The sequence below is a fragment of the Acidimicrobiales bacterium genome (assembly GCA_035546775.1).
In the GTDB taxonomy this organism is placed as follows: Bacteria; Actinomycetota; Acidimicrobiia; order Acidimicrobiales; family JACCXE01; genus JACCXE01.
Genome location: DASZWD010000058.1, coordinates 1 through 12857 on the forward strand (window position 1 = coordinate 1; position 12857 = coordinate 12857).

14 protein-coding genes are annotated in these 12857 nt (G+C 70.6%); 4 read left to right on the forward strand and 10 right to left on the reverse strand.

Annotation, left to right across the window (positions count from 1 at the left end; all coding sequences use genetic code 11):
* The 3 genes from mnmA to VHC63_14625 all read right to left on the reverse strand — a co-directional run.
* On the reverse strand, positions 1-716 hold a 716-nt coding region (mnmA, locus tag VHC63_14615), incomplete at its 3' end, for a tRNA 2-thiouridine(34) synthase MnmA (GenBank protein ID HVV37839.1).
* Positions 713-1810, reverse strand: coding sequence for a cysteine desulfurase family protein (locus tag VHC63_14620; GenBank protein ID HVV37840.1), 1098 nt, complete (start codon positions 1808-1810; stop codon positions 713-715). The genes VHC63_14620 and mnmA, both read right to left, overlap by 4 nt.
* Positions 1807-2967, reverse strand: a complete 1161-nt coding sequence (locus VHC63_14625; protein ID HVV37841.1) for a hypothetical protein — start codon at positions 2965-2967, stop codon at positions 1807-1809. Before VHC63_14625 ends, VHC63_14620 begins: the two co-directional genes overlap by 4 nt.
* Positions 2968-3038: 71 nt before the next feature.
* On the opposite strand from VHC63_14625, the gene galT reads away from it, so the two are divergent.
* Genes galT through VHC63_14640 form a run of 3 tightly spaced genes read left to right on the forward strand, consistent with a single transcriptional unit; the run spans position 3039 to position 4787 of the window.
* A complete protein-coding gene (gene galT / locus VHC63_14630) occupies positions 3039-4028 on the forward strand; it encodes a galactose-1-phosphate uridylyltransferase (protein ID HVV37842.1) in 990 nt (329 codons plus the stop codon).
* On the forward strand, positions 4029-4478 hold the full coding sequence (locus VHC63_14635; GenBank protein HVV37843.1) for an SRPBCC family protein: 450 nt from the start codon (positions 4029-4031) through the stop codon (positions 4476-4478).
* A 60-nt stretch (positions 4479-4538) separates the two neighbouring features.
* The gene (locus tag VHC63_14640) at positions 4539-4787 is read left to right on the forward strand and encodes a WhiB family transcriptional regulator (protein HVV37844.1); all 249 of its coding nucleotides are present in this window, start codon (positions 4539-4541) and stop codon (positions 4785-4787) included.
* Between the two features lie 19 nt (positions 4788-4806).
* Here the strand turns inward: VHC63_14640 and VHC63_14645 are convergent, their stop codons facing one another.
* The 4 genes from VHC63_14645 to murA are packed head-to-tail and all read right to left on the reverse strand — an operon-like array spanning position 4807 to position 8109.
* A complete protein-coding gene (locus VHC63_14645; protein ID HVV37845.1) occupies positions 4807-5580 on the reverse strand; it encodes an enoyl-CoA hydratase-related protein in 774 nt (257 codons plus the stop codon).
* Positions 5573-6532, reverse strand: coding sequence for a methylmalonyl Co-A mutase-associated GTPase MeaB (meaB, locus tag VHC63_14650; GenBank protein ID HVV37846.1), 960 nt, complete (start codon positions 6530-6532; stop codon positions 5573-5575). The genes VHC63_14645 and meaB overlap by 8 nt, the downstream gene beginning before the upstream one ends.
* Positions 6533-6542: 10 nt before the next feature.
* Positions 6543-6800, reverse strand: a complete 258-nt coding sequence (locus VHC63_14655) for a NifU family protein (GenBank protein HVV37847.1) — start codon at positions 6798-6800, stop codon at positions 6543-6545.
* Between the two features lie 7 nt (positions 6801-6807).
* Positions 6808-8109, reverse strand: coding sequence for a UDP-N-acetylglucosamine 1-carboxyvinyltransferase (murA, locus tag VHC63_14660; GenBank protein HVV37848.1), 1302 nt, complete (start codon positions 8107-8109; stop codon positions 6808-6810).
* 22 nt (positions 8110-8131) lie between these two features.
* On the opposite strand from murA, the gene VHC63_14665 reads away from it, so the two are divergent.
* Entirely contained in the window at positions 8132-9655 is a 1524-nt protein-coding gene (locus VHC63_14665; GenBank protein ID HVV37849.1) for an MFS transporter, read from the forward strand.
* A gap of 77 nt (positions 9656-9732) precedes the next feature.
* Here VHC63_14665 and VHC63_14670 read toward each other — a convergent pair whose 3' ends face one another.
* The 3 genes from VHC63_14670 to VHC63_14680 are packed head-to-tail and all read right to left on the reverse strand — an operon-like array spanning position 9733 to position 12813.
* Entirely contained in the window at positions 9733-11517 is a 1785-nt protein-coding gene (locus VHC63_14670) for a hypothetical protein (protein HVV37850.1), read from the reverse strand.
* 34 nt (positions 11518-11551) lie between these two features.
* Positions 11552-12112, reverse strand: a complete 561-nt coding sequence (locus VHC63_14675; protein ID HVV37851.1) for an alpha/beta family hydrolase — start codon at positions 12110-12112, stop codon at positions 11552-11554.
* Entirely contained in the window at positions 12109-12813 is a 705-nt protein-coding gene (locus tag VHC63_14680; GenBank protein HVV37852.1) for a hypothetical protein, read from the reverse strand. The genes VHC63_14675 and VHC63_14680 overlap by 4 nt, the downstream gene beginning before the upstream one ends.
* Positions 12814-12857 lie beyond the last annotated feature (44 nt).

Below are 12857 nucleotides of genomic sequence, written 5' to 3' on the forward strand. Positions count from 1 at the left end.
CGCCGCTGCCCGACGGTGACGAGCTCGACGGCCTCCACCGAGCCGACGTCGTTGCCATCGGCGTCGACCACCCGCCCGGCGCGCAGCGGGATGCGGTCGCCGAGAAACGTCTCGCGCCCCCCGGCCTGGGGCAGGAAGCACGTGTCCTGGCTGTCGGGCTTGGCCGCGGTCCGCAGGCCACGCGCCTCGGCGTGCGCCCGCACCTCGGCCTTGGTCATGGCGCCGACGGGCAGCAGTGTGCGCGCCAGCGACGACTGGTCGAGCATGTGCAGCACGTAGGACTGGTCCTTGGCGCGGTCGGCACCGCGCCGCAGCTCGTACGCCCCTGCATCGGTGCGCGTGACGCGCGCGTGATGACCGGTGGCCACCGCGTCGAACCCCAGCTGCATCGCCCGCGCCAGGAAGCGGTCGAACTTCAGGTGCCGGTTGCATTCGATGCACGGGTTGGGCGTACGGCCCTGCGCGTGCGCGTCGAGGTAGGGCGCCACCACGTGGGCGTCGAAGTCGTCGGTGAAGTTGAAGACGTGGTGGTCGATGCCGAGTTGGTGGCACACGCGGCGGGCGTCGTCGACGTCGGCCACCGAGCAACACCCTTGGTCGGACGGTCCGCCCCACAGCTTCATGGTGGCGCCGACGACTTGGTGGCCCTCGTCGAGCAGCAGCGCGGCGGCGACGGAACTGTCGACGCCCCCCGACATGGCGGCGAGCACCTTCACGACGCCCGCGCCCGCAGGTTCTCGATCGCCTTGGGGACGGCGACCAGCGCGGCGTCGACGTCGGCGTCGGTCGACGACCAGCCCAGCGACAACCGCAGCGCACCGCGCGCGGAGGCAACCTCGACGCCCATCGCCGCGAGCACGTGGCTCGGTTCGAGGGCGCCGCTCGCACACGCAGAACCGGCCGACGCGCACACGCCCAACTCGTCGAGGGCGAAGACCAGGGCCTCGCTCTCGACACCGGCGAAGCGCACGTGCGCCGTGCCGGCGGTGTGTTCCGCATCGGGCGCGGTGACCACGACACCGGGCACCGCACTGGTGAGGCCGCGCAGCAAGCGGTCGCGCAGCGCGCCGACGCGCGCGACTTCCTCGGCGCGCGTGCGCGCCGTGACGGTTGCCGCCGCCGCCATGCCGACGATGCCCGCCACGTTGTGCGTCCCGGACCGTCGCTCGCGCTCCTGACCGCCGCCGCGCAGCAACGGCGTCAAGGCCACACCGTCGCGCACGACGAGCGCACCCACTCCCATCGGCCCACCGAACTTGTGGGCGCTGATCGAGATCAGGTCGGCGCATGCCGCCTCACGCGCCACGTCACGCCAGCAGAACGCCGCCACCGCGTCGGTGTGCAGCAGCACCCCGTCACCGATGGCGGCGCGCACTGCGGCGAGGTCGTTCACAACACCGGTCTCGTTGTTCGCCAACATGACCGAGACGAGCGCGGCGTCACGCGGGAGCGCCGCGACGTCGACGCGGCCGGCGGCGTCGACGCCGAGGGTTGCACCGCCGCGCGCTTCGACGGCGTGCAGCACCGCGTGATGCTCGACCGCCGAACACGCGACAGCTCCGTCGTCGGCACCGAAGATCGCCAGGTTGTCGGCTTCGGTTCCGCCGCCGGTGAACACGACTTCGCCGGCGTCGCAGCCGAGGGCCTCGGCCATGGCGTCGCGCGCGTCTTCGATGGCGGCGCGCGCCGCGCGCGCCAGGGCGTGCGCCCCGGAAGGGTTGCCGAAGCAGTCCCCGAGGAAGGGCAGCATGGCGGCGGTCGCCTCCGGCCGCATCGGCGAGGACGCCGCGTGGTCGAGGTAGGTCGTCACGCGTCGCCCCACGCCTTCTTCGTCTTGACCGTCACCGGATGATCGGGGAACGCCTTCTTGGCGTCGTTGACGAGCTTGGCGTTGGCGCCCGCACGCGTCGGCAGCACTTCGGCGCCCGTCGGCGTCAGGCGCCAGTCCGCCACCCGGGGATCGGCGTGCAGCCAGCGCGCCAGCGACGCCCGGCCGTGGGCGAGAAAGACGCGCGCCCCCTGATGCCCGCACGCGGCGCACGGAGTGTCGTCGATCCGCTCGGCGCGCACGTCGGTGCGCAGGCGCAGCAGCACGGTGCCCGCCCAGCCGAGGCCGGTCCACACGACCTCCTGGTGCTCGTCCAGCTCGACGTATTCAGCCTCGGGCGTCGTGTGCCAGCCGTACTCGGCGCCGCCGCGGCACTCGAACCACACCGAGCGCGTCCCCGGCACCGCGGCGGCGAGCCGCAACGCCACCCGCTCGGTCGCACCGAGCTGGGCCAGCCGCTGGGCGACGGCGTCACCGTTGGGCGCCAGCACCACCGCCAGGCGCAGCGCCGGCCACGTTCCGCTGGCCAGCGCGGCCAGAACGTCGGCCTCGGTGCCGGCCACGATCGACACGGCGTGGCGGGCCGCCGCGCTCGCATCGTCGAGGACGGCGAGCGACACGCCGGCGCGACGCGTCCCGCCGCTGAGCTCCCACGCCTCGATCCCGCTCGACGCGCCACCGACCAGGGCGACGGTGTCGGCGCGCGTCACGCCGAGCGCCCGCAGCCACTGGGTCCCGATGCCGGCGAGGCGCACGAGGTCGGCGGCGGAGGCTCCGAGCGGCACGCCGTCGGCGTTGAAGAAATGGACGGGGCGGTACAGCGGCTCGATGGCGCGCAGGAACGCGTCCCACCGGCCCCACGTCGACGCCCAGAAGGTCCGGAAACGCAAGTAGGGCCGTCCCGAGCGGATCAGGCCTTGGCGGGTCGGGCGCAGCACGTAGTCGGCGGCGCTGTCGAGTTCGTCGAGACCCACCGGCGAAACCGCCTGGAGATCGGCGAGCGAGCGGAACCCACCGCCCACAATCCCGGCCTCGGAGATGCGCGTGCGCGCCGCCTCGCTGTGCGGGTACAGCTCACGCCGCAGGTAGTTGACGACCATGCGGTCGCGGCCAGCCGGTCGGTTCAGCAGCGGCGCCACGAACGACAACGCTACCGAAGGCATCGCAAAACGCGGCACCGCCGCGTCAGGACGGTAACGTCGTGCGCGTTATGAGTCAGCTGCGGCTGGATCCGTTGACCGGGCGATGGGTTGTCATCGCCGCGGAACGCGCCGCTCGACCCGATGCGTTCGTCCGGCCCAGCCTCGACGTGCAGGCCGACCCCTCGCGTTGCCCGTTCTGTCCGGGCAACGAAGAGTCGACGCCGCCGGCGCTCGAGACGTACGGCCCAAACGGATCGTGGCTCGTGCGCGTGGTGCCCAACCTTTATCCGGCTTTCGCCGGCGACGAACCGATGGCGGTCACGACGCTGGGGCCGGTCTTCACCCAGGCCCCGGCCAGCGGCATCCACGAAGTCCTCGTCTTGTCTCCCGAGCACAACACGCCGTGGGCCCAGCTGTCCGACGCCCAGGCCGGGCTGGTCATGGCCGCTATCCGCGATCGCGTGGCCGAACACGCCTCGACCGCCGGGCTGCGCTACAGCCAGGTCATCGTCAACAGCGGCCGTGAAGCCGGCGCGTCGCTCGAGCACCCGCACGCGCAGTTGCTGGGCATGCCCTTCGTGCCGCGGGAGGTGGCCGACGAGCAGGCGGGCTTCGCCCGCTTCGAGGGCAACTGCCTGCTGTGCACGGTGGCAGAAGCCGAACAGGACGTCACCCACCGCGTCGTGCAGGACGACGAGCGGGCCCTGGCGATCTGCCCGTTCTGGAGCGGCACGCCCTACGAAATGCTCATCCTGCCCAAGACGCACGACGCGCACATCCATCGCGCGCAGCCCCTCGACATCGCCGCGGTCGGCCGCGCCATCCGGGATTGCCTGATTCGCCTCGAGTCGACCGTCGGAACCGTCGCCTACAACGTCGTGTTCCACGCCGCGCCGTACCGGGCGTCGGGCGGCTTCCACTGGCACGTGCACCTGCTGCCGAAGCTCACGACGCGCGCGGGGTTCGAGCTCGGCACGGGCGTGCCGATCAACCTCGTCGCCCCCGAAGACGCCGCCGGCGCGCTGCGCGCCAACGACGTCACCGCCGCCGCGTCCTAGGTGCGCTTCCGCGGCGAAATCGACGTCGCCGCACCGCGCGCCGTCACGTGGAGCGCGCTCGCCGACATCGCCTCGCACGTGGAATGGATGGTCGACGCCGAGTCGATCACCTTCGTCACCGATCAGAGATCGGGCGTCGGCACCGCGTTCGACTGCGTCACCCGGGTCGGCCCGCTGCGGACCACCGACAAGATGACGGTGACGGAATGGGACGACGGCCGGCGCATGGGGGTGAGTCACAACGGCGTCGTGCGTGGCTCGGGCGTCTTCGAACTCACGGACTCGGGGCCCGGCGCCACCCGATTGGCCTGGACCGAGGACCTGCGGTTCCCGCGCTACCTCGGCGGGAACCTCACCGCCTGGGTGGCGAAACCGGTGCTTCGTCGCATTTGGCGGGGGAATTTGCGACGGTTTGCCCAACGAACGGCAAGTGCGTATCTCTCCAGTTGATACTAGTTATCTCAGCAAACTGTTTGATGGATGCAAATTCAGGTTTCAGAATCGTGAACGGTGTACGAAGCCTGGAAAGACAACGCCGCTTGCAAGGGTCGCACGGAGCTTTTCTTCGCGCCGGCCGGCGAGCGTGAGGAACCCCGCATCCGCCGTGAGGCACTCGCCAAGGCGATCTGCCTGACGTGCCCGGTGCTGCTGCCCTGCCGTGACCACGCCCGTGGTCAAGGCGAGCTCGGCTACTGGGGTGGCGAGAACGACGACGAGCGTCGCGTCGCCCGCCGCAATCTCCGCAGGATGGCTTCGTAGCGACGTTTCAGTCGTAGAGCTATCGACCTTCGAAGGTCGCCTTGCCGGGGCCGTTGGCGAGAAAGCTGGCGACCCCGGTTTTCGCGTCTGAGGTCCGGAACACCTCGACGAAGTTCTCCTGCTCGATCGTGAGCCCGACGCCGAGTTCGCGTTCGAGGCCGCGGTCGATGGCGTCTTTGGCCAGCGCCTGACCCACGACCGCGCCCTGCGCCAGGCTCGCCGCGTACTCACGCGCCGAGCTCAGCACGGCATCGGCCGCCACGACCCGGTCGACCAGGCCGATCGCCAGTGCTTCCTCGGCGGTCACCTGGCGGCCCGTGAAGATGATGTCCTTCGCCTTCGCCGGACCGACGAGGCGCGCCAAGCGCTGCGTCCCACCGCCGCCGGGGATGATGCCGAGGAGGATCTCGGGCTGACCGAGCTTGGCGTTCTCTGCGCAGAAGCGGAAGTCGCACGCCAGCGCCAGCTCGCAGCCGCCTCCGAGGGCGTAACCGTTGATGGCCGCGATCGTGGGACGCGGGATGGCCGCGACTGCGTCGAGCGCGGCGCGGAACTTGCCGCCGATCAGTGCCGCCTCCTGCGGTCCGGAGAACTCGCTGATCTCGGCGCCGGCGGCGAAGATGCGCTCGCCACCCCACACGACCACCGCACCAGGCGGCTCGGCGGTCAGCTCGCGGGCGGCGGCGTGCAACTCGTCGAGCAAAGCGGTCGACAGCGCATTCATCTTCGGGCGGTCGAGGCGTACGACGGCGACGCCGTCGTCTCCCCGCTCCACGGTGACGAACTCAGGCATCGGGCATCTCCTCGAGGATCGTTTCGGCGGCGGTGTAGGGGTCGACTTGACCCGCCGTCACGCGGCGGCACAGCGCGGCGCCGGCGTCGGACCGCAGCGCGGCGGCGGCGCGGGCTTCGATCGTGCGCACGATGATCTCGTGCACTTCGGTGGTGGCCCGCGTCGCCTGTCGCCGTGCGAGCTCGCCGGTCGACGCGATGTGGGCGCGGTGCTTCTCGATCGCTTCCCACAACTCGCCGGCGCCCTCGTTCTTGGCGGCGACGGTCTCGACGATCGGCGGGCGCCACGGTCCCGGCGCGGTGTGCATGTCGAGCATGGCTTCGAGGTCGCGGCGCACCTCGGCGACGCCGGGCCGGTCGGCCTTGTTGATCACGAACACGTCGGCCACCTCGAGCAGCCCAGCCTTGTTGGCCTGCACCGCGTCGCCCCAACCGGGGTTGACGACGACAACGGTGGTGTCGGCCGCGCCCGCAATCTCGACTTCGACCTGGCCGACGCCGACGGTTTCGATCAGCACCGTCGGATAGCCGGCGGCAGCCAGCACGCGCGCCGCTTCGGGCGTCGCCAGCGACAGGCCGCCGATGTGGCCCCGGGTCGCCATCGAGCGGATGAACACGCCGTCGTCGGTGGCGTGATCCTGCATACGGACGCGGTCGCCGAGGATGGCGCCGTTGGTGAACGGCGACGACGGGTCGATCGCCAGCACGCCGACGCGTTCGCCCGTCGTGGTGCGGATGTGGCGTACGAGGGCGTTGGTGAGGGTGGACTTGCCGGCGCCGGGCGCACCGGTGAGACCGATCAGGCTGGCGTCTTTGGCCGCCGACCAGGTGAGGCGGCTCACCGCCGTCGCCGGGTCACCGCCGCGTTCGACCAACGAAATCAGGCGAGCGATGGCGCCGCGGTCGCCGCCGCGCGCCGCAGTGAGCAGTTCGGCCGGGTCGCTGACGCGCACCCGCAGGAGGCTAAAAGCCCGAGGGGTCTACGTCGAAATCGATGCCCTTGGCCCGCACCTCGGTGAGGCCTTCGACGCGATCCTTGAGGATGCGCTCCACACCCTGCTTGAGCGTCATCGTGGACATCGGGCAGCTGCCGCACGCCCCCATCAGCTCGACGTCGAGCACACCGGTCGCTTCGTCGAGATTCAAGATGCGAATGTCACCGCCGTCGGACTGCAGGGCAGGACGGATGGCATCGAGAGCTTCGAGAACAGCGGTTTCCACGAGTGGTTCAACCTTTTCCGGAGGGAACTTCTTCCCAGCCTACGTCAGCACCCAGCGCCCGTAACGAAGCCACGAGGTCGGCGTAGCCCCGTTCGACGTGGTGGGCGTCGTGCACCACCGTCGTGCCGTCGGCCGCCAGGCCCGCCAACACGAGCGCCGCGCCGGCCCGGATGTCGTGCGCCCGGATCGGCGCGCCCGACAGCCGGGGCACGCCCCGCACGACGGCGTGATGGCCTTGGGTGCGGATGTCGGCGCCCATGCGGACAAGTTCGGCGACATAGGCGTAGCGGTTGGCGCCGTACACGTTCTCGGTGACGATCGCCACGCCGTCGGACACCGTCAGCAGCGTCAGCAGGAATGGCTTGTAGTCGGTGGCGATGCCGGGATACGGCAGCGTCGAGACGTCGGCGGCGCGGGGCCGCCCTTCGCTCGTGACCCAGATTCCGCTCCCTTCGGCCCCGCCGTCCACCGACGACATGTGCACACCCATCTCGCCCAGCTTCTCGGCGAGCATGTCCATGTGCTCGAGGCGGGCGCCGCGGATCGTGATGCCGCCCTCCGCTAGGCCCACCGCCGTGGCGTAGGTGGCCGCCTCGACGCGGTCGGGAATCACGACGTGCTCCGTTGGGTGCAGGTCGTCGACGCCCTCGATGGTGAGCGTGGAGGTGTCCTTGCCGTCGATGCGCGCTCCCATCGCCGTCAGCAGGTCGACGAGGTCGCCGATCTCGGGTTCGCGGGCCGCGTTGTCGAGCACCGTCGTCCCCTTGGCCAGCACGGAGGCCATAAGGAGGTTCTCGGTCGCGCCCACGCTCGGGTAGTCGAGATTGATGCGGCCACCGCGCAGGCGGTCGGCGCGGGCGTCGAGGTCGCCGTGGCGCACCACGATGTCGGCACCAAGGGCTTCGAGGCCCTTGATGTGCATGTCGATCGGGCGCGAGCCGAAGTCGTCGCCGCCCGGCATCGGAACCTTCGCCCGGCCGAAGCGCGCCAGCAGCGGGCCGAGGACGACGATCGACGCCCGGATGCGCTCGGCGAGTTCGTAGGGGGCTTCGGGCTGGCAATCCGTCGGCACGTCGAGGACGAGCGACGACTCCGACTCCAGACCGCTGCGGTCCACGACGACACCCATGGCGGAGAGCACGTCGCCCATCACGGTGACGTCCTCGATGGCGGCAACGTTGGAGATCACGTGGCGGCCCGGCGCCAGCAGCGTCGCCGCCATGCACTTGAGCACCGAGTTCTTGGCCCCCGAAACGGCGACGTCACCCGATAACGGCGCGCCGGAACGAACGACGATGCGGCGCGACATACGGAAAGTATGGTGCCCAACAATGCGAGTGCGTGAACGCAGCGCCACGCTCTCGCGTGAGCAGCTCGACGCCGTGTTGCAGCCGCGTACCGTGACCGTGACCGAAGTCCGCGACGGCGAGCACGACTTCGTGGCGACCGACAGCATGGCGGGCCGCTACCGCCGCTCCGTCGCGTTCGAACCGCTCGACGACGGCCGCTTCCGGGTGCGCCAGCGCGTCGAGATCGGCACCTCCGGGAACATGGGCATGTGGGAGGTGCTGTTCGGCCCCATGCTCGCCGGTCACCTCGGCCGTATCGGCGTCAACGACAAACCGCCGTTCTGGTACCCGCCCGATCAAGTCGACGACCGCGCCATCGGCGTGCTGGCGCGGGTGTCGACCGTGGCGTTCGTGCTCGGCTACCTCGGCACGCTGCTGACGCAGACCATCACCTACGCCGCCCAGGAGTTCGGCGCCAACAAGGCGGCCCAGGGCGTCGCTCTGGCGTCGGTGCGCGTCGACGTGGCTCTCGCCCTGCCGCTCGCTTTTCTCGCCGATCGCAAGGGCCGGCGGTGGTTGCTCGTCAACGGCGTAACCGTCGCCTGCGGACTCACCGCCCTGGGCGCGCTGGCGCCCAACCTCATCGGGCTCACGGCCGCTCAGATCCTCGCCCGCGGCGTCACCAGCGCCTGCGTCGTCACCACCGGCGTGATCATCGCCGAGGAGATGCCCGCCGGGGCGCGGGCGTGGGCGACGAGCCTGGCGACGATGGCCGGCTTCGTCGGCGGCGGGCTCGCCGTTTTGGCATTGCCGCTCGCCGACGTGTCGACGCGCTCGTGGCGCCTGCTCTACGCGTTGCCGCTGGTGTTCATCCCACTGTCGCGCCGCGTCGGGAACCGCATCGAAGAGACCCACCGCTTCGTCGTGCACGCCGCCAACCGCGTGTCGATCGCCAAGACCCGCGACGTGATGCGCCACCACCGCGGCCGCTTCCTGCTGATCGGCGGCTCCGCGCTGCTGCTCTCGCTCTTCGCCACGCCGGCCGCGCAGTTCCAGAACGAATGGTTGCGCCACGAGCGCGGGTGGGACGGCGCCCAGATCGCCGCCTTCATCACCATCACGTCGATCCCCGGCGCCATCGGCATCATCGTCGGCGGCCGCCTCGCCGAGCGCGGGCGGCGCGCCGTCGGCGCCGTCGCCACCGTCGGCGGCGTCGGGTTCACCGTCCTGCAGTACTGGGCCTTCGGCGCCATGATCTGGGTCTGGTCGGCACTCGGCTCGGTCATCGGGGCCGCCGCCATCCCGGCGCTGGGCGTCTACGGCGCCGAGCTGTTCCCGACTGAGGCGCGCGGCGCCGCCAACGGCGGTATCGGCTTGCTGTCACGCATCGGCAGCGTCGTCGGCCTCGTCATCGCCGGCGAACTCGGCGACCGCATCGGGCTGTCGCGCGCCATCACCTACCTCGGCGTTGGCCCGCTCATCCTCACGGTGCTCATCCTCGTCGCCTATCCGGAGACGGCGCACCACACCCTCGAGGATCTCAACCCCGAGGACCGACCCCTCTAACGACGCAACCCGTACGCGGTATGTGCCCGTCTCGGGCACATACCGCGTACGGGTTGGCGGGTGGAACCGTGCTGGCGTTAGGCGCCGGCGCGACGCGTGCGAGCGACACGGCGCAGCGCGATCGCCGCCGAGGCGATCAGGCCGAGCGCCAGCGCCCAGTCCTCGTTGATACCGGTGCGGGCGAGCACGCGGGCGATGACGGTCGTCAGCGAGAAGTTGCCCGACAGGTCGACCTTGGCTTCACCGATCGCCGAGTCGGGACCGCAGTGCAGTGTGCCCGTGGCGGTCGCGGTGTCCTCGATGCTGCCGCCACCACCGGTGACGTGGGTGACGACCTTGATCACCTTGGACGCCCCGACCGCGAGGGTTCCCAGGCTCGGGTAACTGGCGGTGGCCGACGTCGTCGAGTGTTTCGTGAACGTCGCGCCGGCGCCTGACTTCGGATCGTTGCGTGCATCGGCGCCGTCGATCTCGAAGGTCACGTCGCCGACGGTGCGCTTGATCTCGTCGGTGACGGCGAGGCCCTCGAGCGGGCAGGCGAAGGAGTTCTTGACGGTGATGGTCGTGACGAAGCGGCCGTCAGGAGCGGTGGCCGAGTTGACCGTCGAAGGCGAGGCGACCTTGCTCACCGGGATAGGGCAGTTGACGCCGCCCGAGGGCACCGCCGCCTTGGCCTCCATGTGACCAACGCGGATGTCGGCGAGCGAACCGTCGAGCAGCTTCACGCGCACGACGTCGACCGCGGCGGAGATCGACGTGCCGTCGGCCGCGATCGAAGGCTTGCTGCTGGCGTCGCCGCCGATGGCGCGGGGATCTTCACCGATGGCGATGTCGGCCACGCCCGGGATGTTGATCTGGTCGAGACCGGTGGCGCCGAAGATGTCCTGGAACGTCAGGACGTCGGTGACGCTGCCGCCCTGGATGACGCGCAGGATGTCGGTCGTGGGGCTGATCGGCGTGCCGTCGGTGTTCATGGCGTGGTACTCGACCTTCGACTGGCCGGGAACGCCGGTGGCGGTCGTGGTCAGCACCCATTCGCCGCCGACTTCGATCGTGAGCTCGTTGGCCGTGCCGCGGAACAGCGTGATCGGCGCCAGCGTCTGCTCGACCTGGGAAGCAAGGCCGAAACCGCCGGCCGAGTTGGGCGTGAGGAATTCACGCGACACGGTTTGCACGACGTCGCGGCGACCGGTGTTGGCGTCTGCGCTCAACAGCGGCGCGTTCAGGTCGGGAGCGTTGCCCGACCCGGTGTCGACCAGCTGCGCGTCGGCGGTGTAGCCGATGCCGCGGGAGATGTCGCTGCCGAGCACGCAGCTGTCGTCGCTCCAGCGGGCGTCGGACGTGCCTTGCGCCAGCGAGGCGTAGACGACCGGCGCGGCGTTGACCGGGCCGACCTGCTGGCTGTCGTGCCAGTTCGGCGGCACGCACGAGGCGCTGGCGGGCGAGCACGGCGCGCTGCCCTCGGACTTGCCGGCCAGGATGATCTGGCCGTCGTCGGGCGGGCTGGCGGCCAGGCCGACCTCGACGCCTTCGCCCTTGCCGTAGGAGAACTTGTTCGCGCCCGCCGCGGGGTTGATCACCCGGCCGTTCTCGTTGGTGGCCTGCGTGGTGAGGCCCTTGGAGTTGACCGCGGCGCTCGCCAACGAGATGTCGGCGTTGGCAACGCGTGTCGCGCCCGAGTTCAGCGCGTCCGTGTGCACCGCCGAGCCGATGGCGGAGCCGGAATAGGCCGCCGTGTTGAACGGAACGCCTGCCGCTTGCGCCGGCGCCAGCCCCGCGATGCCGACATAGGCCGCCAGCATGCCTGCGGCGCCGGCAACCGTGAGACCTTTGCGCCACAGAGTGCGTGGACGAGACGACATATCGCTCCTAAGGATCAGACGAAACAACCAAATTCTACTTAGGGGAACTCAACAAAAGCCAAGACCCTACGGCTTCGACGACCTGTTCGTCCTTGTCTCGCAAGCCGTGGTCGCCGCCGTCAATCCATATATGGGTAACGGCGCCTTTAATAGCTTTTGTTGCTTTCTCCAGCTCGTCCGGCGTACCGAACGCATCGCGTGTACCCGAAACGAACAGACAAGGAACCTCGATCGCCGGAAAGTGTTGAATACGCAGTTGGTCCGGTTTGCCCGGCGGGTGCAGCGGATAGCTAATGAGCACCAGCGCGGCGGCCGGCAGGCCCTCGGCGACGGCCATCGAACACATGCGCCCGCCCATCGAGCGGCCGCCGAGCGCCACCGACGTCGGGCGCACGTTGGCCCGCGTGGCGAGCGCTGCCGCCCCGTCACGTACCGCCTGGATGAGCACCGGCGCCTTGGCCCGCGGGTTCGGAAAGTCCATGCGCTCGACGACGATGCCCCGCGGCGTCAGGGCGTCGTCGATGGCGACGAGGGCGGGCTGATTGCGGGTCGCGCTGGCGCCCGGCGTGAGCAGCAGCGCCTTGGGCTTCGTCACGCGCTCATCGACAGCAGGATGCGGCGCGCGTCGGTGAGTTCGGTGATGCGCAGGCTCGCATCGATCGACTCTGCCCCGTGGTCGGGGTGGGCGTCGCGCACGGCGTCCCGGAAGCGGCGCACGACGTCGCTCCGCGCCGGCTGCTCGTCGGGCGCGAATCCGAGCGCGGCGAGCGCCCACGCGGCGTCGGCGCCGCGCCGGCGGCGGATGTCGGTGATCGGGTCGACCCCGGCGAGGTTGACGAGCAGCTGCTCGCTGGTGCCACCCTCCCAGCGCGACGCCCGCCACAGCAGCGCGAAGGCGTTGGGCCGCGCCGCGCTGGTCAACATGCCCGCCGCGTACACGGCCGCGAGGATCTGGGGCAGAGGATGCAGGGCGTCTTCGTACGCCAGCGTCGCTTCGCCGGTCTCGTCGTCGCGGTAGAGCCGATGGCGGCTGCGCGCCAGGCCGTGGGTGTCGGTCTGGAACCGATGCCGCAGCCGGGGCTGCGGGATGCGGCGGCGCCGCTCGAGGTCGTCGATCAGCAGGTCGAGGTCGTCGCGCAGGTCCGGCTCGAGCCGGGGCACGAACGTGCCCACGACCGCCGCGAGCAGCAGCGGCCCGTCCGGGGGATCCGTCGGCAGGAACAGCTCGCCCAGCGCCACTCGCCGCGTCGGAGCCACGATCCGCGAGTGACGAACCTCGAGCTCAGCGGCCAGCACGCTGCGACGCTATCTGCTCGCACCCTCCAATCGGTAGGCGGATC

Excerpts from the sequence above, each read along its gene's own strand:
- VHC63_14665 (HVV37849.1), top strand. The coding sequence starts at position 8,132 with ATGCGAGTGCGTGAACGCAGCGCCACGCTCTCGCGTGAGCAGCTCGAC.
- VHC63_14670 (HVV37850.1), bottom strand. The coding sequence starts at position 11,517 with ATGTCGTCTCGTCCACGCACTCTGTGGCGCAAAGGTCTCACGGTTGCC.
- galT (HVV37842.1), top strand. The coding sequence starts at position 3,039 with ATGAGTCAGCTGCGGCTGGATCCGTTGACCGGGCGATGGGTTGTCATC.
- murA (HVV37848.1), bottom strand. The coding sequence starts at position 8,109 with ATGTCGCGCCGCATCGTCGTTCGTTCCGGCGCGCCGTTATCGGGTGAC.
- VHC63_14645 (HVV37845.1), bottom strand. The coding sequence starts at position 5,580 with ATGCCTGAGTTCGTCACCGTGGAGCGGGGAGACGACGGCGTCGCCGTC.